This window comes from Micromonospora sp. NPDC047756, assembly GCF_055587245.1.
The window spans coordinates 67,580-87,012 of record NZ_JBVJGQ010000004.1 but is presented as its reverse complement, the minus strand read 5'-3'; the positions used below and the strand labels follow the sequence as shown (position 1 = coordinate 87,012).

Genomic DNA, 19,433 nt, shown 5'->3' with positions numbered 1-19,433 from the left:
CCTGCGATCGTAGGCACCTACCGGCTGCGGGGCGACGGAGTTGCGACCGAACACACCGGCCGGCGGTCGTGGTCGCGCAGGGGCGGCCCGGTCAGATCAGCGAGTCACGCCACTGGCGGTGCAGGGCGGCGTAGCGGCCGTCGGCCTCGGCGAGCACGGCCGGCGGGCCGTCCTCGACGACCCTCCCGCCGTCGAGGACGAGCACCCGGTCGGCGGTCTCCACAGTGGAGAGACGGTGGGCGATCACCAGCGCGGTGCGGTCGCGCAGGATCGTGCCGAGTGCCCGCTGCACGAGACGTTCCGTCGGCACGTCCAGCGACGACGTCGCCTCGTCCAGGATCAGCACCCTCGGGTTGGCCAGGAACGCGCGGGCGAACGCGACGAGCTGCCGCTGGCCGGCGGAGAGCCGGCCGCCGCGCCGGTGCACCTGAGTGGCGTACCCCTCGGGTAGCGCGGCGATGAAGTCGTGCGCGCCGATCGCCCGCGCGGCGGCCTGGACGGCGGCGTCGTCCGCCCCCGGGCGACCGAACCTGATGTTCTCCGCGACGGTCCCGCTGAACAGGTGGTTCTCCTGCGTCACCAGCACCACCGCGCGGCGCAGGTCGGCGTCGCGTACGTCACGCAGGTCGACCCCGTCGAGCCGGACCGTGCCGGTGTCGGGGTCGTGGAACCGGGCGACCAGCTTGGCGATCGTCGACTTGCCCGCTCCGGTGGGGCCGATCAGCGCAACGGTCTGCCCGGCCGGCACCGTCAACTCCAGCCGGCAGAGGATCGGCGTGTCGGACCGGTAGCCAAAGCCGACCGAGCAAAAGATCAACTCGCCGCGGCCGGGCCCGGTCGGCAGCGGTGTGGGCCGGGCCGGTTCGGCGACGGCCGGTCGTTCGTCGAGCACCCCGGCCAGCTTCTCGAGTGCGGCGGTGGCCGACTGCAACGAGTTGTAGAACTGGCTCAGCTCCTGCATCGGCTCGAAGAAGCGGCGTAGGTAGAGCAGGAACGCGGCGAGCACCCCGATCTCGGTCTGCCCGCCGAGCACCCGCCAACCGCCGTAGCAGAGCACCGCCGCCACTGTGACGTTGCCGATCAGCTTGATCGCGGGCGAGTACGTGGCGATCAGCCGGAACGCGTGCAGGCTGCTCCGCCGGTAGTCGTCGCCGAGCGCCACGAAGATCCGTTGGTTGCGAGGCTCCCGGCGGAACGCCTGCACCGCCCGGATGCCCCGCATCGACTCGACGAAATGCACGATGACCAGCGCGACCGCGTCCCGGGTTCGTCGGTACGCGCTGGCCGACGACCGGGCGAACCAGCGGGAGAGCCAGAACAGGAAGGGGAAGGCGAGCAGCGTCACGGCCGCCAGCGGCAGGTCCAGCCAGAGCAGGATGGCGGCCACCGACAGGATGGAGAGCCCGGCCAGCACCAGGCTGTCGATCCCACCGTCGACCAGCTCGGCGATCGAGTCCAGGTCACTGGTGAGCCGGGAGACCATCCGGCCGGACGTGTACCGCTCGTGGAAGCCCACTGACAGTCGCAGGAAGTGCCCGAACACCCGCTGCCGCAGGTCGAGCAGGACGGCCTGGCCGATCCGGGCGGAGAGGGTGAGGAAACCGCGGCGGGCCGCGTACTCGGTCACCGCGGCCACCGCGAACGCCCCGGCGACGGTGACCAGCGGGCCGGCGTCGCCGGCGCGCAACGGCGGGATGGCCCGGTCGATGCCGATCATGACCAGGTACGGGCCGGCCATCGCGGCGGCGTTCTGCGCCAGTAGCAGGGCGACCGCCGCGGCGAGACGCCGCCGGTGCGGGCGGAGCAGGTCGCCCAGCAGGGTGCGGCTGAGCCGGCGTAGCCGGGCCACCGCCTCGGGGCTGGTGTCCTCGGCTCGACTGCGGTCGGCCTCCGGGTCGGTGGCGGTTCCGCGCCAGCGGGCAAGCTCGGGTTCCTCCTCGGGAGGTGGATCGGCCTGCTCCGGCACCCTCACGAGCGCACCAGCCCCCACCCGTCCGACGGCGACGCACTCGGGCCGCTGGCCCCGGCCGGAGGTGGATGGCCGCCGGGCGGCTCGGCTGCCAGCAGCGCCCGGTACGCCGGGACGGTGGCCAGCAGGTCGGAGTGCCGGCCCGTCGCCGTGATGCGTCCGTCCTCCAGCAGGGCGACCCGGTCGGCCAGCGCGATCGTCGACGGCCGGTGCACCACCAGCAGCGCGGTGCTGTCGCGCAGGACCCGCCGCAGCGCCGCTTCGACCAGGGCCTCGGTGTGCACGTCGAGCGCGGAGAGCGGATCGTCCAGCACCAGCACCGCCGGTCGTCCGAGCACGGCCCGTGCCAACGCGAGCCGTTGCCGTTGCCCGCCGGAGAGGGACAACCCCTGCTCGCCCACCCGGGTCGCCAATCCCCAGGGCAGGTCGTACGCGAAGTCTGCCTGGGCCAGCGCGAGGGCCGCGCGAATCTCGTCGTCGCCGGCGTCCGGGTGACCCAGGGTGAGGTTCTCCCGCACCGACATGGAGAAGAGCGTCGGCTCCTCGAACGCCACCCCGACCAGCCGACGCAGCGAGGCCAGCCGCAGCTCGCGCAGGTCGTGACCGTCCAGGGTGATCCGGCCGGTGGTCACGTCGTGCAGCCGGGGGACCAGGGAGAGCAGCGTGCTCTTGCCGGAGCCGGTGGCGCCGACCAGTGCCAGCGTCTCACCCGGCTCGATGGTCAGGTCGATCTCGCGCAGCACCGCCGTGGTGGCACCCGGATAGCCGAACGCGACCCGCTCGAAGCGCAACCGACCGTGCACCGCGTTGCGCGGCAACGCGACAGCGCCGGCAGAATCCACGATCTCCGGTGGAGTGTCCAGCACCTCCTGGATCCGGTCGGCGGCGGTGGCCGCCTCCTGACCGTTGGCGATGATCCAACCCAGTGACTGCACCGGCCAGATGAGCATCAGTTGGAGGCTGACGAACGCGACCAGCTCGCCAATGGTGAGCGCGCCCCGCGCGGCGGCGGCCGCCCCGGCCGCCAGCACCACGCCCAGGGTCACGTTGGGCACCAGGTCAAGTAGCGCCGAGGTGTTCGCCAGCAGCCGCCCCTTGCCGACGCCGGTGTCGTGCAGCCGCCGGGCCGCACCGGCGAAGCGAGCGCCCAGCTCCGGCCCCCGCCCGTACGCCTTCATGGTGCGCAGGCCCTGCGCGGTCTCCTCGACCAGCGTCGCCACGTCGCCCTGCTGATCCTGCATCCGGCGGGACGCGGCGTGGTAGTGCCGGCCGAACCGGCGACTGATCAGCAGCAGCGGCACCGCGCTGGCCGCGACCAGCACCCCGAGCGCCGCGTGCAGGTTGATCAGCAGCACCACCACCACCACGTACGTGGTCAGGTTGAGCACCAGGAAGAAGACGCCGAAGGAGAGGAACCGGCGGATCACCGACAGGTCGCTGGTGATCCTGGAGAGCAACTGGCCGGACTGCCAGCGGTCGTGGAAGCTGGTCGGTAGCCGTTGCAGGTGGGCGTAGACGTCGGCGCGCAGCGCCGCCTCCATGCCCACCGCCGAGGACGACTGGACCCACCGGCGGATGAAGATGAGCACCGCCTCGACCACGCCGAGCAGCAGCGCCAGGCCGCCGAGCTGGAGCAGCCCGGCCGGTTCGTGCCGGGCCACCGGCCCGTCCACGACCCGCTGCACGACCAGTGGTACGGCGATCCCGGCCGCGGTGCCGGCGAGGCCCGCGACGAGCAGCCAGGCGAACTCGGCGGCGTACGGGCGCAGGTAGGGGCGAAGCCGCCAGAGGTTGTGCACGGGGTGGGTGCCCGCGGCGGCCCGGGCGGCCGGGTCGCCGTCGCTCTCCACAGGCACTACCAGACGGTAGCGTCAATGAGTGTCGGTGCTCCTGTCAGCTTGTTGTCAAGCGTCGCTCATGACCGAGAAGCCACTTCTTCACGTCCAGCCCCCAGCGGTAGCCACCGAGCGTGCCGTCGGTGCGAAGAACCCGGTGGCAGGGCACGAAGAGGGCTGCCGCGTTCCGGGCGCAGGCGGCCGCCGCGGCTCGGACCGCCGGTGGTCGACCGGCCAGCGCGGCGTACCCGGTGTAGGTGACCGGGGTGCCCGGCGGAACCTCGCGCAACACCTGCCAGGCGTGCGCCATGAACTCGCCGCCGGTGCGTTGCCGCACCGGCACGGTGTCGATGGCGGCGAGGTCACCGTCCAGGTAGGAGTGGACCGCCGCATTGACCGGACCGAGGTCGGCCCGCTCCCGTAACGGTGCCCGCAGGGCCGGGTGGACCAGGGGCAGCAGCGCCGCCGGGTCCGGGGTGAAGCCGGCCGCCCGGACGTCACCGTCGGGGCCGGCGAGGATGCTCAGCGGGCCGGCCGGTGTGCTCAGGACGGTGCTGTCGATGTTCATGCCGCTCTCCAGAGTCTGATCGTGGCGTAGGACCGCCAGGGACGCCAACGCTCGGCGTACCTGTCGAGGGTCTGTGGGGTGTGGGGCAGGCCGAGCGCCGCCGCGCCGCGCCGGACCGCGAGGTCGGAGCTGAGGAGGACGTCCGGGTCGCCGAAGGCGCGCATGCCCAGGTAGTTGGCAGTCCACGGGCCGACGCCGGGCAGCGCGAGCAGCCGCCGGACGGCCTCCTCCCGATCCACCCCCGGCGCGAGGTCGACGGACCCGTCCACCACCGCCCGAGCCAACCCCCGTAGAGCCTCCCGCCGCCCCACCGGCATCCCGAACCCCGAATCCGGCAGGGTCAAGAGTTCCTCCGCGCTCAAGAACCCCCGCAGCTCACCCCCCGCCGGCCCACCGCGTTGATCATGAAGTTGTTGTCCCGACACGCCGTCGTCGGTGGCAATAACTTCATGATCGACGCGGGCGTGGGCGGTGAGGAGGCGGGCGAGGGTCGTTCTTGCCGAGGTGACCGAGACCTGCTGGCCGATGATGGCGCGGACGGCCTGCTCGAAGCCGTCGACGGCACGGGGAACACGGATGCCGGGTTCGGCGGTGATCGCCGGAGCCAGCGCCGGGTCGGCGGCCAGCGTGGCATCGATGGCCGCCGGGTCCGCGTCCAGGTCGAGCAACCGGCGGCAACGGGCCACCGCCGGCGCCAGGTCGCGCAGGTCGGCCAACCGCAACGTCGCCGCCACGTGCCCCTCCGTCGGGGTCAGCGCCACCTGACCGGTGCCGTGCGGCAACCGCAGACCCCGGTGGTACGTCCCGTCGCGGACCGCCTCCACGCCGGGCAACGCCCGCACCGCGAGGAAGTCCAGCAGCGCCCGGTCGTGCAACGGCGGGCGGTACGCCAGCCGGAGCGAGATGGTCCCCGCCCCGGCCGGCGCCTGCCGGCGGCCACGGGCCGTGCGCAGGTCCGACGGGGCGCTCGCGTACACCTCGCGAAGCGTGTCGTTGAACTGCCGCACGCTGCCGAAGCCGGCGGCGAACGCGATCTCGGCCATCCCGAGGTCGGTCGTCTCGATCAGGATCCGGGCGGTCTGGGCGCGTTGCGCCCGGGCCAGCGCGAGCGGCCCGGCACCCATCTCGGCGCTCAGCATCCGGTGCAGGTGCCGCTCGGTGTAGCCCAGCCGGGAGGCCAACCCCGGTACGCCGTCCCGGTCGACAACCCCGTCGGCGATCAGCCGCATCGCCCGACCGACCACGTCCGCGCGGACGTCCCACAGCGGTGAGCCGGGCGCGGCGTCCGGCCGGCAGCGGCGGCAGGCGCGCAGCCCGGCGCCCTGCGCGGCGGCGGCGGACGGAAAGAACCGGACGTTCTGCCGCTTGGGCGTGATCGCCGGGCAGGACGGCCGGCAGTAGATCCCGGTGGACGTCACACCGGTGTAGAACCAGCCGTCGAACCGCTGGTCACGGCTGTCGACGGCCCGGTAACACCGCTCGAAGTCCATCTCCATGGCACCGATGATGCCCCGCCCGGCCGGCCTTCGGCTGGCGGGAATCGGACCTGGGCGTGCCGGTGCGCGCAGAGCCGGTCAACGGGGGCGTCGACGCCGCCGGTGCGGCTGACCCGATCGGCTCGCCTGGCTCGGCTGTGCGGCTCGGCTGGGCTGTGCGGCTCGGCTCGGCTGGGTGGCGCGGTGGGGCTGGCCGGTCAGCAGGGCCGATCGGAACACACCGTCCGGGTCGTACCGTTTCCACAGCCGGCGCACCCGGGCCCCGGTCTCGCCCGGGTAGATCCGGGCGAACGCGGCCGGGTCCGGTCGGCTCTCGAAGTTGACGTACGCGCCGTCGGCGCGGGCCCCGGCGGCCCGCCAGGCGGCGTTCAACGCGGGATCGGCCTGCGGCGGAAACACCGAGGCCACGATCAGCGTGTCCTGGTGGCGATGGGGGTACGCGGTCGCGTCGGCAGCGACGTCGTTGACCGCGCCACCCAACGAGCGGAGCTGGATCACCGCCCGCCCCGGCCCGGTCACCGCTCGCGTCACGGCCCGCGCCCCGGCGTCGTCCAGCGAGGTGAACAGACCGTTCGTGGTCGTGCCACGCTGCTGCCCGACGTTGGGATTGAGGTGCGCGGTCGGCACCAGCGTCGGGTAGGGCAGCAGGTCGGTCCGGTGTTCGAGCACCTTGCCGATGGCGAGCAGCGGTTCCACCGCCGGCCGGGCCCGGCGCAGGCTCTCGGCGGCGACCACCGCGGTGATGGACATGAGGACCGATCGACCCTCGGCGAACACCACGGCTGCCGCTGACAGCTCTCGGGGCGCCTGGGCGAGGTAGGTCGTCCACTCCCGGACGGTGCGGCCGTCCGGATGCGCCTCGACGACCAGCTGCGCGACGCCCACGTTGCGCTGCTCGGCCGCCTCGATCTCGAAGGCCACCACGATGCCCGCGCCGGCCCCGGCGCCCCGGACCAGCCAGAACAGTTCCGGCTCGTGGTCGGCGTCCGCGCGGACCAGCGTCCCGTCCGCCAGCACCACCTCGACGGCGCGGACCCGGTCGATGGTGAGGCCGTGGGCGCGGACCAGCCAGCCGACACCACCGCCGGTGGCCAGGCCGCCGACGCCGACGCCGCCGTAGTCACCCGAGCTGATCACCAGCCCGTACGGGGCGAGCGCCTTCGCCACGTTCGCCCAGCGGGCCCCGGCCTCGACCCGGACCAGCCCGGCCCGCTCGTCGATCACCTGAACCCGGTTGAGCATGGACAGGTCGATGACCAGCCCGCCGTTGTTGGACGAGGCTCCGGAGAGGCCGTGCCCGCCGCTGCGGACCGCGATGGGCAGCCGCTGCTCCCGCGCGTAGCGGAGCGCGTCGACCACCTGCGCCGTGGTCTTCGGCAGCAGGACCGCGGCCGGTGACGCCGACCTGGTGTACGTCGAGCGCAGTTGCGCGTACCGACGGTCGCCGGGCGTGACGATCTGCCCCCGGAGGGAGTCGGGCACCCGGGCCATGGCGGTGCTCATCGTCGCTGCCGCCGCTCGCTTCTCGGGCTTCCGGGATCGGTCATGGCCCAACAATGAGCGGGCAGCCCGGCCTCGACAAATCCGCCGCCGATCGGCACGGCCCGGGACGCTCGCCGGTACGGGGAGCGCCGCGCGAAGGTGACCCGAATCATCCACCCACCACCGCCGCTGAATCGTCACCGAGGCAGACGCCCCAGGTCATCGTCGCCGTCCGCGATCGGTGGGGGTTTTCGGCCCGAAAGTGTCGGTCGTGCCGGGTAGCGTCCGGCCACCAACTGAAGAAGGGGTGCGGCGGATGACGAGCGTGGCGGGTTGGGCGGCGGCGTCGACACCGGGTGCGTTCCCGCCGCTGCCCCGGGCGGTGGCGCAGTCCTTCTACCGCCGGATGCGGGCCGTCGCTCCGGCCGCGGTGGGCGCCATCGAACGGGACCGGGCGGGCGACAGCGAGCAGAGCTTCCCCGACACGGCCTGCGGCCGGTTGGCCGGCTCACTCGACGACGCGGGCCTGCGGGCCCTCGGGATGTGGACACACCACTGGTGCATGCGCTTCTACGATGACGACACGAGCGTCGGCCGGCGGTTGATCCGCGAGATCGCCGCGCGGCCGGGGCTGGGCTGGACGGCCGACGAGGTGCGTTGGATGCTGCGCGAGTCGGTCTCGGCCGGGCCGGCCGCCGCCGACCGGTTCACACTGCCCCGCGCCGCCGCCGGGCAACTGCCTCCGGCCGACCGTCGAGGGCTGGGTCACTGGCCCGAGGTCGAGGTGCCCCGCCAGCGGCGGCCCGACCAGTCTGATTGATCATGGTGGGGTTCGGCCGCCACCCGCGGCTGGCGGTCGGCCCCGCACCGAGCGCACCGCAGACCCGCTACGGCAGGATGGACGGCGCACCGCCCCCGACGGAAGGACGCTCCGATGCCCGCCAGCGAACCGACCATCATCGCCACCAGCATGGGCTTCTTCCGGGGCGACCGCGGGCCGTACGACCTGAGCCCCAGCCCGGTCTTCGAGCTGGCGGCCGAGTTGGCCGAGGCCGGTCCGCAACCGCGGCTCTGCTACCTCGGGCAGGCCGTCGGCGACCAGCCCACCTCGCTGACCGCCGTCTACAGCGCGTTCGCCCCCACCCGGTTCCGGCTGTCACACCTCGCCCTGTTCCCGATGCCGAACGTCGAGGACGTCCGGGCCCACCTGCTCGCCCAGGACGTGATCTGGGTCGGCGGTGGCAGCGTGGCCAACCTGGTGGCGGTGTGGCGGGTGCACGGGCTCGACGAGATCCTGCACGAGTGCTGGCAGGCCGGCGTGGTGCTGGCCGGCGTCTCCGCCGGCTCGATCTGCTGGCATGTCGGCGGTGCCACCGACAGCTTCGGCCTCCGGCTGCGCGGCTTCACCGAGGGTCTGGCCTGGTTGCCGTACGGCAACGGGGTGCACTACGACAGCGAGGCCCAGCGCCGCCCGCTCATGCACGAGCTGGTCGGTGACGGCACGCTCCCCACCAGCCACTGCACCGACGACGGCGTCGGCCTGGTCTACCGGGGCACCCGGCTGGTCGAGGCAATCGCGGACCGCGATGGCGTTTCGGCGTACGAGGTCAGCCGTGGCGCGGACGGCAGCGTCCGGGAGGCGGTCATCGCTCCCCGCCGGCTCGGCTGAGCCTCACGCCTGCTCGACCGGCCGTCGGTGGCGCAGCACCGCGTCGAAGACCTGGGCCAGCTCGGCGGCGTCCTCCCCGGCGTGGTGCGTGTGCGGCATGTCGTGCAGACCCAACTCGTGCTTGATCGTGTCCTGCCGGGTCCGGGCCCAGTCACTGCCGGTCAACCCCATCCAGTAGCTGCGGAGATCGACACCGGAGCCGGTCGCGCCGAACGGGCTGTGCCCGACGAAGCGGACGAAGTACCAGTGCACGAACATGCCGTCCCAGACGGCCGGGGCGGCGAGGAAGACCGGACGGCCGAACCGGCGCAGCCCGTCCACCCAGGCCGCCGCGGCGGACATCGCCTCCTGCGCGGTGGGTGCCTCTCGCAGCACCCGATCCCGGTCCAGGCCGGAGACGGCCAACGCCGCCGGGACGAACTCGTCGGAGATGGGGCGCAGCTCGGTGTAGAAGGTCAGGTCCGGGCGGCCGGCCACGGCCATGCCCAGCGAGATCATGCTGTACGGCCCGGGGATCGGCCCGTCCGCCTCCACATCGACGGCGATGTACAGCTCGGGCAACGTCGAGGTCATCCCACCTCCAGCAGCGGAACGTCGAATCGGGAGATTAGCAACGCCTGACCGGGCGCGGTGGGAGCGACGATCGACCAGCGGCGCGGCGAGGAATCGGAGCCGCGTGGACCGGCCCGGCCGGGACCGGCGTAAGCTGGCCCGTCGTGAGTCTCACCATCGGCATCGTCGGCCTGCCCAACGTCGGCAAGAGCACGCTGTTCAACGCGTTGACCAAGAACGACGTGCTGGCGGCGAACTACCCGTTCGCCACCATCGAGCCCAACGTCGGCGTGGTCGGGCTGCCCGACGAGCGGCTGGGCAAGCTGGCCGAGATCTTCTCCTCGCAGAAGGTGCTGCCGGCGCCGGTGTCGTTCGTCGACATCGCCGGCCTGGTCCGCGGCGCGTCGAAGGGGCAGGGCCGGGGCAACGCCTTCCTGGCCAACATCCGGGACGCCTCGGCGATCTGCCAGGTCGTCCGGGCCTTCTCCGACCCGAACGTGGTGCACGTCGACGGCAAGGTCTCCCCGGCCGACGACATCGAGACGATCAACACCGAGCTGATCCTCGCCGACCTGCAGACCCTGGACAAGGCGCTGCCCCGGTTGGAGAAGGAGGCCAAGCTCCGCAAGGACCGGGCCGTCGCTGTCGCCGCCGCGAAGGCCGCGATCGAGGTGCTCGACGGTGGCACCACGCTCTACTCCGGGGCCGCTGCCGCCAAGATCGAGCTGGAGCACCTGCGCGAGCTGCACCTGCTCACCACCAAGCCCTTCCTGTACGTCTTCAACGTCGACGAGGCCGAGCTGGCCAACGAGACGTTCCTCGACGAGCTGCGCGCCCTGGTCGCCCCCGCCGAGGCGGTCTTCATGGACGCCAAGATCGAATCTGAGCTGGTGGACCTGCCCGAGGAGGAGGCCCGCGAGCTGCTGGAGTCGATCGGGCAGAACGAGCCCGGCCTCAACCAGCTCGTCCGGGTCGGCTTCCGTACCCTCGGCCTCCAGACGTACCTCACGGCCGGCCCCAAGGAAGCGCGCGCCTGGACCGTCCCGGTCGGCGCCACCGCCCCCGAGGCCGCGGGTGTCATCCACAGCGACTTCCAGCGCGGCTTCATCAAGGCCGAGGTGGTCTCCTACCACGACCTGGTTGAGCACGGTTCGATGGCGTCGGCCAAGGCGGCGGGCAAGGTCCGCATCGAGGGCAAGGAGTACGTCATGCAGGACGGCGACGTGGTGGAGTTCCGCTTCAACGTCTGACGCTAAGAAGTAGATCCAACACCGTAGAGCCGCGCGCCGCGCACTTCCCCGCTGATCGCGTTTGTTGCGGGCAGCGTCAGTCGAACGTCGTTACCCATCGCTCGGCTGGTCGGGCGGGACCAACGTCCGGCGGCTCAGTCGCCCTGCGGAGGGCTCTCTGTGGTGCCGAAGCTGTTCGGGTCAGCCCTCGGCGGTCAGAGGGGATCTTGTTCGTCGGGATCGTAGGAGCTCCAGACGATCATCTCCAGCCCGGGGCCGCTCCCGGTGTCGAACCACACGGTGACCGGTTGTCCCGGGGGAGCGTCGGTAACGGCCACGGGCACCGCCGATAGGTGGATCATGTCGCCTCCCTGCTACACGCGATCATCTATGCCAACTATTCCACTTTTCGGTTGGCCAAATGTCAAGGCATTAGTTTGGCCAACAAGATGGATACGTGAGTTGGCCTAGCGTCGGAGCTGCTGGAATGGCCAAATGGCGGACCTGGAGGCGGCGGTAAGGAAGTTGCGCGCGGCGCAAGCCGGGGTGCCCCGTGCCGAGGAGCGGGCCGCCCGACTGGTGGCCGAGGCCCGGGAGAAGGTGGACCAGGCGCGCGCCGCGCTGGCCGAGGAGGTCCGGGCCGCTGACCGGGACGGCGTCCGTCAGGTGGACATCGTGGCGGCCACCGGGTACAGCCGAGAGCGGGTCCGCCAGATCATCCGCGACGGGGAATCCTGACGCTTAACTGTCAGGCCCGGTCCCCGCGTCACCGGGCGAGCATGGCAGCGCCCAGCCGCTCCAGGATCGCCTCGGCCGCTTCCTCCCAACCTCGCGCCCGGTCACGCCCGAGACTTACACGTTGAACGTCACCCCACCCAGGTTGGTGGCCGAGGCCCCGTCCCCACCGCGCGGCCGTCCGGCCGTGAAACTGGGGAGGTCAGCGGTCAGGCCCAGGAGCGTGTCCTGAATCGAGCGGCGCTGGTCCTCGATGCCGTGCCGGAAGCCCTTCATCACCCGCTGACCCGCGTCGTACAGGACGAAGACGGGCGTCGGTGGGGGAGAGCCGGGCGGCGGCGATCCCGGAGCTGACCAGGAGGGCGGTGCCGGCGAACTCCGCCGCGGCCCGCCGGGGCAGGGCAAGGCTCAGGCGGTACTGCTGGCGGCCGGGGCGGCGGAGATGTCCAGGAGCGCGCCGAGCTGTCGGAATGCTTCCGGCTTCGCCCGATACCAGACCCAGGTGCCGCGCCGCTCCGAGTCGACCAGCCCGGCCTCGCGCAGCACCTTGAGGTGGTGAGAGATGGTCGGCCCGGACAGGTCGAACGCCGGGGTCAGGTCGCAGACGCACATCTCCGGGACCGAGGCGATCATCGACATCAGCCGCAGCCGGATCGGATCCCCGAGGGCCTTGAACAGCGGTGCGACCGTCGCGGCCTGCTGGGCGTCCATGGGGCGGACCGCGAGCGGGGAGCAGCAGGCCACGGCGTTGAGGTCCACTACCGGCGGCTCTTGTTTCGACATGCCTCTACCTTGACAGACTTCGAAATAGGGTGCAACGTGGGTCTTGCTTCGATAAGCATCTAGACAAGGAGATGGCCGTGTCCCGAGTCCAGCTCGCCCTGCGTGTGTCCGACCTCGAAGGCTCCGTAGCCTTCTACGGCAAGCTGTTCGGCGTCGAGCCGGCCAAGCGCCGCCCCGGCTACGCCAATTTCGCCATTGAGAACCCGCCACTCAAGCTCGTGCTCCTTGAGGGTGAGGCCGACCAGCCCACCGTCATGGACCACCTCGGCGTCGAGGTGTCCACCACCGGCGAGGTCAACGCCGCTACCAAGCGCCTCACCGACTCCGGTCTCATAACGCTGGAAGAGAACAACACCGAATGCTGCTACGCCCTCCAGGACAAGGTGTGGGTGCGCGGGCCCGGCAACGAGCCGTGGGAGGTCTACACCGTCAAGGCCGACGCCGACACCCTCGCCAAGACGACCGGGGGTGAGTGTCGCTGCGGCGAAGCGACCGACGCTGAGAAGCAGCCGGCCGCCAGCGGGGCTGCATCGAGCTGCTGCTGATCTTTGCGCCCTCGCGCGCCCGTCCTCGGTCTAGAAGACGGGCGCGCAGTGCGCCAGGGTCGCATTCTCGTGCCTTGGCCGTCAGGCAGGAGCGAGACGGCGGGGCGCGCCGTTACGGCTGCATCGAGGCTGGATACTCCCACCATGGACCAGATCTGGCCGGTTCTTCTCGTCGCCGTGCTTGGCGTTGCCGGCACCCTCGGGGCCGCTGTTTCGACCCAGTTCCTGACCACTCGCCGCGAGGACCGTCGGTGGACCCTGGAGCGCGAACGAGAGCGGGAACGCTGGGAGCGGGAGTGCCAGGACCGGGCGGCGCAGTGGCAGCGGGAGGATGAGCTTCGGCATCGCGAGTCCCGCGAGGAGACCTACAAAGAGTTCATGCAGACCATCTGGAACTGGGGTCGAAGGGCGGCCGACATCAGGCAGATGATCGAAGACCGAATGGGTCATCTGTTCATTATCGACACCCAGGAAATCTACGATGCCAGCGTGAAAGCCGTGGGCATCATGGCGGAGCTGGAGCTTTCGGCCTCCGCGCCGGTCCGAGACTCCGCCCGTGAATGCTGCGACCTCATGTCGAGGTTCGTCTCCGAAGTGGATGCCGTACTTCCCATCTCGGAAGGAGCGGACGGGCTCGACGTGCCGGTCAGGCTTCATGACAGCTACAAGGTTGTCGCCAGAAAGACCGTTGAACTGATGCGCGCCGATCGTGGCCTCATGTCGCTGGCCGCAATCGATCCGCAGATGCTGCCCAATGCCCGGTCTGGTTCGCCAGCGCCGTTCGACCGGGACGTCGATCGGTTCGAGCGCTTCCAGCTGGTTGGCCTGGGCGGGGTGAGGGTCAGCTCCGATTCGTGACGGCTAATGCCCAGGACGATCAGCGAAAGCTGCCGACCGGCGATGTCGATCACTTGGTGAACGACGTTCGTCGCCGACTCGGCTTGCGTTTTCTTCCAGCCCTGGGGTTCTCGAACTGTCGTTGGCGCTGGTCTCGTTGCTGGCGCTGCCAGTCCTGACGCCGGTGGCCGCGTCGTTGCTGATGGAGGTGGGTCATCACGGCCAGCGCCATCCACCCGGACAGAACCAGGCCTGCCGCTCCGACCACCCCTTGCAGCCGGCCTCGATGCCCGCTGAGGATGCCGAAGTCGGTCACGAAGTCATCCGGGTCGTCGGGGTTGACCCAGATCCGCACCGCGCTGCCGGCCGCCAGGCAGATCTCCCAACAGCCAACCTCGGCCTGACGCCGGGCACCGGCGAACTCGTAGCTCAGGTGCATCGTCTTACGGCGCTCGCGCACCAGTTCATCGACGACGGCCTGGGCTGGCACGCCATGGGCTCGCAGTCGGCTCTCCCAGGCGTCGTTGTCCTGAAAGGTCTTGAAGGGCAGCCACATCATGACCATCCCGACCACGAGGCCGAGCGCGTAGACGGGGTAGCGGACGCGCCACCAGCTTCGCAGGATCTGCACGGTGGCCATGGTGGCAGTCGATGTCGACGAGCGGCGGTACGTTGACCGGATGACGGAACAGATGCTCCGGTCGTCGTTCGGCGCGGCGGCGACCGCGTACGCGGAACACCGCCCGGATTACGCGCAGGCCGCGGTGCGGTGGGCGTTGGAGCCCGCCCCCGGCCTACGCGTGCTCGACCTGGGCGCCGGCACCGGCAAGCTGTCCGCGACGCTGGCGGCGGTGGGCGCGGACGTCGTGGCTGTCGAACCCGACCCGGCGATGCTCGCCGAGCTGCGCCGTGCGGTGCCGACCGTCCGTGCCCTGCCGGGCAGCGCCGAGGCCATCCCGTTGCCGGACGGGTCCGTCGACGCCGTGCTCGCCGGCAACGCCCTGCACTGGTTCGACATGGCCGTCGCGGGGGCGGAGATCGCCCGGGTCCTCGCGCCCGGCGGTGTCCTGGCCGGTCTGTGGAACATCCTGGACGACCGGGTCGACTGGGTTGCCGGGCTCGAACGGGTCAGCGGGAACGCGGCGATCGGCCCGCGTGACACGTTGAGCAGTTGGCGTGCCGCGACGGCGGGCATGCTCGTTCCGAGCGCCGGCGTGATCGCCCGGTTCGGGTTGGCGGAGCAGGTCGAGTTCCCGCACGGGCAGCGCCGCAGCGCCGACTCGCTCGTCGCGACGCTCGCGACACGGGCCGGGATGCTGGTCATGCCGGAAGAGGAGCGAGCGGCCACCCTCGGTCGGATCCGCTCCTTCCTCGACAGCCGAGCCGAGACGGCGCACGGCGAGTTCACGCTGCCGATGCTGACCGGCGTGCTGCGTGCCCGGCGACGCTGACGACCGGCGAACCGACAGCGGGGTGGGGCGGTAGGTCAGGGGCGGGCTGCCTTTTCGCCGTGGACCGCCACGTACTCAGCGGCCAGCCAGGGCCCGAGGTCGTCGATGAGTTCGCCGAGCACGCCTGGATCCGGCGAAGGCCGGCGGCCGACGACGGCAGCTCTCCGCATCTGCCCGGCGCGTTCCGGATAGTGAAGTCCGAACGCCTCGGCGGACTCGGTGAGATCGCTCGTCCAGCCACCCCACCGAGGCATGACCAGGGTGAATCCAGTCCTGACGATGCGACGAGCGACGAGCCGCGTGAGAGTCTGACGTTGCTGGTCGGTGCTCGCTTCGGCTGCCTGGCGGCGCCACCCCGCAAGCGCGAGAGAGAGGTCACCGTTCGTCTCGCGGGCGAGCAGGGGAGTGGGCCGGTAGCGGGGGAGTTGGTCGGCGAGGTCGTCGCCCAGCAGGGGAGTGCACAGGCAGGCGACGAAGAAGCCAAGGTCGTGCCGCTCAAGCTCGCTGAGCAGCGTACGGGCACTGAACAGCAGGATGCCCACACCGTCGATCTGTGGGAAGGACCGGTCGAGGTCCTGCTCGATCCTGGTGGCAGCCGCCCGGTCGGCCTCGGTCGGTTCGGTGCGCAGGGCGAGAAGCAGATCGAGATCGGAGACGCCGAGGATGGCGGTGCCGCGCGGGATGCTGCCGTAGAGGTAGGCGCTGTGCAGCCGACCACCGTCGAAGGACTCGGCTGTCCGAGCGCGTGCCGCGTCGACAACACCGGCGAAGGCGGCCGGGACCCGGCTCAGTGCACCCTCACGCGCAATCCATCCCTCGGCGTCCACTCCTCTTCCGGTCATGGGGGCACTCTGCCGGAGCGGGCGATGACGACCACCCCCCGGTCCGAACGATCGGGGAGCCCTACTGCTCTGCCCAGGCGCCCAGCTCGTTGCCGCTGGGATCGGTGAAGTGGAACCGCCGGCCACCGGGGAACTCGTACGGCCCGTCCACCACCTGGCCGCCGGCCTCCTTGACGGCCTGCACGGACCGGTCCAGGTCGCTGGAGTAGAGCAGCACGAGCGGGCCGCCTGCCCGGACCGTCCTGTCCAGACGGAGACCGCCGACCTCGGGCGCGGTGTCGCCGTGCGGGCTGCGGATGCCGGCGTACTCCGGCCCGTAGTCGTTGAACTGCCAACCGAACGCGTCGGCGTAGAACCGCTTGGCCACGGCGAGGTCGGTCACCGTGAGCTCGACGTAGTCGATGGCGTGGTGTCGGTGGGGCGTTGGCTCAGACATGTGCCGATCGTGCACCCCGGGTACGACGGAACCGCGACGCGCAACGGAAGGTTGCGCGAGCTGTCGTAGGTCGCTTCGCCGTGAGATCGCGATCCCCCCGGCGGCCAGGCCGAGAGCGGCTATCGCCACCGCGCAGAGCAGCAGCGTCGGGCGTGCCCCGAAAGCGCTCACCAACGGCCCGCCCAGCATGGTGCCCAGGGGCACCGCCAGCACGAGGATACTGCCGTTCGCGGCGAGCACCGTCGGGAGCTGCGTGGTCGACGTGCTGCGCTGGAACAACGCTATCGAGGTCGAGCGGTAGGGCGCCCAGATGACGCCCGCGAGCGCGAAGGCCGGCAGCGACAGGCTGACCGGTGCGCCCAGGCCGAGGGGCAGCATGGCCACCCCGAACCCGATGACGATGCCGATGGTGGTGGCGCGCAGCGGCCAGTCGCGAAGGTGGCCGGCGATCACACCGCCGACGAGCCCGCCGAGACCGAAGGCGGTGTAGTAGGTGCCGAGCAGCGTCGCGGACGCGTGCAGGTCGTCGGTGATGTGAATGGGCATCGCCACGTACACCGGCCCGAAGAGGAAGAAGAACCCGAGGCTCAACACCAGCAGGCCCAGCAGGGCGGGGTTGTGGCGGATGACAGCGAAACCGGCCGTCCGCGACGCGCCGCGCTCGGCCCGCTGGACGCCGCCGGCGTCGGGAAGGGCGAAACGGTACGTGAGGGCCAGCACGGCGAAGGTGACGGCGTCGACAGCGATCACCCACACCGGGCTCACCCAGCCGATCAGAACGCCCGCCAGCGGCGGGCCGACGATGGTGGCGGATGCGGCGATGGTGGTGAGAAGGGCGTTCGCCGGCAGGTGGTGCTGTGGCGGCAGCAGCTCGGCGATCAGGGTGAAGCGCCCGGCGGTTCCCCACGAGTGCAGTAACGCCGAGGCGGCCAGCAGGAGGACGTACAGCCAGACGGTGAGCACACCGGTGAGGTGCGCGAGAGGGATCGCCCCGAGCGCGCTGGCCCGCAGGATCGCGTCCCACCCGGCGAGTTGTGCGCCGCTGCGCCCGCGCAGCAGCCGACCGAAGACGACGGTCCCGGCCGCGCTGGGCAGTGTGTACGCCGCAATGGCCAGCGCGATCCAGGTGCCCCGCTGATCGTGCGGGGCGAGTTGGATGGCGAGCCAGGTCACCGCGACGACCGCCAGGCCGTCCCCCAACGCGGAGACGGCGAGCCCGGGTAGGACGCGTCGGAGCCGAGGGTGACTGACCACCGGCCAGTACGGAGAGGAGCGCGGGAATCGGGCGGCGTCTGTCATGAAAGTCAGCTCACCCGGCGCGGGACCCGCGGATCAACACCTACTGCTGGCAGCAGAATCAGCCGAGGGTGAACGGCCGGGTCACCGGTTCGGGCGGTCGTTTCGGCGGGCAGCGCGGGAGGACGAGCCGATGCTCGCCACGATCGAACCCACCGAGGCGAGCGACACCGCCACGGTGCCGGCCGTGTCGGCTCCGCCGTCCCCGGTCACCTTGAGAATGATGCCGGTGACCATGAGGACGACCGACAGGGCCAGGACCACGTGGATGGCTCGTCTGCTCATGGCGGCAACTCACTCTCGGTCGGCGGGAGATCGACTCGGGTTCCTTGACGTCGGGCGATGACTGTTCGACTTTCCGGAACCCGAGCCGATCAAACCGCTACTCCGCCCGGTAGACCGAGATGTGCGACGGGCTGTCGGCCTGGAACGGTCGCCGGTGCCAGTCGGCGTACCGCTCGGAGAGCCGGAGCCCGGCCCGCTGCGCCATCTCGTCGATCTGGTGCGGCCAGGCGTAGCGCATGGCGAACGGCTTCAGGTGCACACCGTCCGCGTCGAACGTGATCGTCTGCCGGATGAACCGCTGCGCCGGCCGGTCGTACCGGTGCAGTCGGATCGTCGCGGAGTCCTCGGTCACGGCATGTACCTGCACCTGCTCGTGGCGGTCGAAGTCACGCGGATCTGGCACGAACGTCTCGATGACGAACGCGCCGCCGGGCGACAGCACCCGGGCGACGTTGCGGAAGCAGTCCGCCTGCCGCTCGGCGTCCACCAGGTTGAACAGGGTGTTGAAGACCAGGTACGCGAGCCGGAACTCGCCAGGCACCGGCACGTCCGCCATGTCGGCGACGACCACCGGGATCCGGTCGCCGCCGGGCTTCGCCCGCAGGTGCGCGAGCATCTCCTCGGACGCCTCGACGCCGTGCACGGCCAAGCCGCGCTCGGCCAGCGGAAGTGCTACCCGGCCCGTGCCGATCGCCAGTTCGAGAACCGGACCTCCGTCGGCCAGGTCGGCCAGGAAATCCACGGCGGGGGCCGGGTCGGGGTTGCCGGGGCCGTCGTAGTCGGCGGCCCAGAGCCGGCCGAAGAGGCCGGGATCGTCGAAGACCGACATCAGCGGCCTCCGAGGTTGGGGTCAGTGGCGCTGCGCAGCGCCAGGGGAACAGTCCTGCTCACGAAGTCTCGATTCGTCGGGTCGGATGACGGTCGGTTCGGGGGACTTCGTCGTGTTGGGCATGGTGGCTGCTCCCTTCGCGTGACTGTCGACCGAGGACACCAGAGACGCCGAGGGCCCGGCAAGGCAATTACGCCAGCCGGGCCCACGACGGGACGTGCGGTCAGGAGATGTGGTGCAGGATCACGTTGTGCACGTGGTGGCTCTTCTGCGCGCCACGGAACTCCACCTCGTAGGTGTGCGTACCGACGTGGATGGCGATGGCGCCGGTGGAGAAGAACGACCCACCCCACGACTTGTTGCTGACCACGCTCACGCTGGTGATCTTCGAGTACGGGATGCTCGTGATCGCGAACCGCTTGCCGACGAACGAGCGGTCCTGGATGATCACGCGCCGGTCGGTCAGCCCGATGAACCCGGTGCCGGTGCCGACGGCGTCGTAGACGGCGATGATCTGCTCGCCTTCGAGGAGGCCACTCTCGATCTGCTGGACCTGCTCCTTGCGGTCGTACGCGATGTTCGCCATGAGCTCCA

The 19,433-nt window shown here is 71.1% G+C and carries 21 protein-coding genes and 1 pseudogene; 7 read left to right on the top strand and 15 right to left on the bottom strand.

Annotated elements, in window-relative coordinates; genetic code table 11:
* Positions 1 to 91: 91 nt before the first annotated feature.
* From ACZ6NZ_RS13560 to ACZ6NZ_RS13540, 5 genes are all read right to left on the bottom strand, one after another.
* Positions 92 to 1,972 (bottom strand): ABC transporter ATP-binding protein, encoded by a 1,881-nt coding sequence (locus ACZ6NZ_RS13560; RefSeq protein ID WP_465858490.1) that lies wholly within the window; start codon positions 1,970 to 1,972, stop codon positions 92 to 94.
* Positions 1,969 to 3,825: an ABC transporter ATP-binding protein gene (locus ACZ6NZ_RS13555; RefSeq protein ID WP_465858489.1), complete on the bottom strand. Its 1,857-nt coding sequence runs from the start codon at positions 3,823 to 3,825 to the stop codon at positions 1,969 to 1,971. Before ACZ6NZ_RS13555 ends, ACZ6NZ_RS13560 begins: the two co-directional genes overlap by 4 nt.
* 37 nt (positions 3,826 to 3,862) lie before the next feature.
* Positions 3,863 to 4,372: a methylated-DNA--[protein]-cysteine S-methyltransferase gene (locus tag ACZ6NZ_RS13550; RefSeq protein ID WP_465858488.1), complete on the bottom strand. Its 510-nt coding sequence runs from the start codon at positions 4,370 to 4,372 to the stop codon at positions 3,863 to 3,865.
* On the bottom strand, positions 4,369 to 5,868 hold the full coding sequence (locus ACZ6NZ_RS13545) for a DNA-3-methyladenine glycosylase 2 family protein (RefSeq protein ID WP_465858487.1): 1,500 nt from the start codon (positions 5,866 to 5,868) through the stop codon (positions 4,369 to 4,371). Before ACZ6NZ_RS13545 ends, ACZ6NZ_RS13550 begins: the two co-directional genes overlap by 4 nt.
* Positions 5,869 to 5,946: 78 nt before the next feature.
* Positions 5,947 to 7,371, bottom strand: a complete 1,425-nt coding sequence (locus ACZ6NZ_RS13540) for an FAD-binding oxidoreductase (RefSeq protein ID WP_465858486.1) — start codon at positions 7,369 to 7,371, stop codon at positions 5,947 to 5,949.
* A 295-nt stretch (positions 7,372 to 7,666) separates the two neighbouring features.
* Between ACZ6NZ_RS13540 and ACZ6NZ_RS13535 the strand changes: the two genes are divergently transcribed.
* Both ACZ6NZ_RS13535 and ACZ6NZ_RS13530 read left to right on the top strand, forming a co-directional pair.
* On the top strand, positions 7,667 to 8,170 hold the full coding sequence (locus ACZ6NZ_RS13535) for a hypothetical protein (RefSeq protein WP_465858485.1): 504 nt from the start codon (positions 7,667 to 7,669) through the stop codon (positions 8,168 to 8,170).
* Between the two features lie 114 nt (positions 8,171 to 8,284).
* Positions 8,285 to 9,019: a Type 1 glutamine amidotransferase-like domain-containing protein gene (locus tag ACZ6NZ_RS13530; RefSeq protein WP_465858484.1), complete on the top strand. Its 735-nt coding sequence runs from the start codon at positions 8,285 to 8,287 to the stop codon at positions 9,017 to 9,019.
* Positions 9,020 to 9,022: 3 nt separating this feature from the next.
* Here ACZ6NZ_RS13530 and ACZ6NZ_RS13525 read toward each other — a convergent pair whose 3' ends face one another.
* Positions 9,023 to 9,592: an exonuclease gene (locus ACZ6NZ_RS13525; protein WP_465858483.1), complete on the bottom strand. Its 570-nt coding sequence runs from the start codon at positions 9,590 to 9,592 to the stop codon at positions 9,023 to 9,025.
* 143 nt (positions 9,593 to 9,735) lie between these two features.
* Between ACZ6NZ_RS13525 and ychF the strand changes: the two genes are divergently transcribed.
* Positions 9,736 to 10,821 carry a redox-regulated ATPase YchF gene (ychF, locus tag ACZ6NZ_RS13520; RefSeq protein ID WP_366607729.1) on the top strand — a complete coding sequence of 362 codons (1,086 nt, stop codon included), beginning with the start codon at positions 9,736 to 9,738 and terminating at the stop codon, positions 10,819 to 10,821.
* Positions 10,822 to 11,295: 474 nt separating this feature from the next.
* Complete coding sequence (locus tag ACZ6NZ_RS13515) at positions 11,296 to 11,538, top strand: hypothetical protein (protein WP_465858482.1); 243 nt, start codon at positions 11,296 to 11,298, stop codon at positions 11,536 to 11,538.
* A gap of 114 nt (positions 11,539 to 11,652) precedes the next feature.
* Here the strand turns inward: ACZ6NZ_RS13515 and ACZ6NZ_RS13510 are convergent, their stop codons facing one another.
* Both ACZ6NZ_RS13510 and ACZ6NZ_RS13505 read right to left on the bottom strand, forming a co-directional pair.
* On the bottom strand, positions 11,653 to 11,811 hold the full coding sequence (locus ACZ6NZ_RS13510) for a hypothetical protein (RefSeq protein WP_465858481.1): 159 nt from the start codon (positions 11,809 to 11,811) through the stop codon (positions 11,653 to 11,655).
* A 132-nt stretch (positions 11,812 to 11,943) separates the two neighbouring features.
* Positions 11,944 to 12,318, bottom strand: coding sequence for an ArsR/SmtB family transcription factor (locus ACZ6NZ_RS13505; RefSeq protein WP_465858480.1), 375 nt, complete (start codon positions 12,316 to 12,318; stop codon positions 11,944 to 11,946).
* Between the two features lie 77 nt (positions 12,319 to 12,395).
* Here ACZ6NZ_RS13505 and ACZ6NZ_RS13500 point away from each other — a divergent pair, with 77 nt between their 5' ends.
* Both ACZ6NZ_RS13500 and ACZ6NZ_RS13495 read left to right on the top strand, forming a co-directional pair.
* Entirely contained in the window at positions 12,396 to 12,863 is a 468-nt protein-coding gene (locus ACZ6NZ_RS13500; protein WP_465858479.1) for an ArsI/CadI family heavy metal resistance metalloenzyme, read from the top strand.
* Between the two features lie 144 nt (positions 12,864 to 13,007).
* The gene (locus ACZ6NZ_RS13495; RefSeq protein WP_465858478.1) at positions 13,008 to 13,721 is read left to right on the top strand and encodes a hypothetical protein; all 714 of its coding nucleotides are present in this window, start codon (positions 13,008 to 13,010) and stop codon (positions 13,719 to 13,721) included.
* Positions 13,722 to 13,770: 49 nt separating this feature from the next.
* On the opposite strand, the gene ACZ6NZ_RS13490 is transcribed toward ACZ6NZ_RS13495, so the two are convergent.
* Positions 13,771 to 14,340 (bottom strand): DUF3592 domain-containing protein, encoded by a 570-nt coding sequence (locus ACZ6NZ_RS13490; RefSeq protein WP_465858477.1) that lies wholly within the window; start codon positions 14,338 to 14,340, stop codon positions 13,771 to 13,773.
* A gap of 40 nt (positions 14,341 to 14,380) precedes the next feature.
* Between ACZ6NZ_RS13490 and ACZ6NZ_RS13485 the strand changes: the two genes are divergently transcribed.
* Positions 14,381 to 15,151: a class I SAM-dependent methyltransferase gene (locus ACZ6NZ_RS13485; protein WP_465858476.1), complete on the top strand. Its 771-nt coding sequence runs from the start codon at positions 14,381 to 14,383 to the stop codon at positions 15,149 to 15,151.
* A 35-nt stretch (positions 15,152 to 15,186) separates the two neighbouring features.
* Here the strand turns inward: ACZ6NZ_RS13485 and ACZ6NZ_RS13480 are convergent, their stop codons facing one another.
* The 6 genes and pseudogenes from ACZ6NZ_RS13480 to ACZ6NZ_RS13455 form a co-directional block, all read right to left on the bottom strand.
* Complete coding sequence (locus tag ACZ6NZ_RS13480) at positions 15,187 to 15,993, bottom strand: hypothetical protein (RefSeq protein WP_465858475.1); 807 nt, start codon at positions 15,991 to 15,993, stop codon at positions 15,187 to 15,189.
* 61 nt (positions 15,994 to 16,054) lie between these two features.
* Positions 16,055 to 16,429 carry a VOC family protein gene (locus tag ACZ6NZ_RS13475; RefSeq protein WP_465858862.1) on the bottom strand — a complete coding sequence of 125 codons (375 nt, stop codon included), beginning with the start codon at positions 16,427 to 16,429 and terminating at the stop codon, positions 16,055 to 16,057.
* Positions 16,430 to 16,498: 69 nt separating this feature from the next.
* Positions 16,499 to 17,728, bottom strand: a pseudogene (locus ACZ6NZ_RS13470) (MFS transporter); the annotation flags it as partial.
* Positions 17,729 to 17,809: 81 nt separating this feature from the next.
* The gene (locus ACZ6NZ_RS13465; RefSeq protein WP_465858474.1) at positions 17,810 to 18,010 is read right to left on the bottom strand and encodes a hypothetical protein; all 201 of its coding nucleotides are present in this window, start codon (positions 18,008 to 18,010) and stop codon (positions 17,810 to 17,812) included.
* A 97-nt stretch (positions 18,011 to 18,107) separates the two neighbouring features.
* Positions 18,108 to 18,839, bottom strand: a complete 732-nt coding sequence (locus ACZ6NZ_RS13460; protein ID WP_465858473.1) for a class I SAM-dependent methyltransferase — start codon at positions 18,837 to 18,839, stop codon at positions 18,108 to 18,110.
* 223 nt (positions 18,840 to 19,062) lie between these two features.
* A complete protein-coding gene (locus tag ACZ6NZ_RS13455; protein ID WP_030337500.1) occupies positions 19,063 to 19,425 on the bottom strand; it encodes a PH domain-containing protein in 363 nt (120 codons plus the stop codon).
* Positions 19,426 to 19,433: the final 8 nt, after the last annotated feature.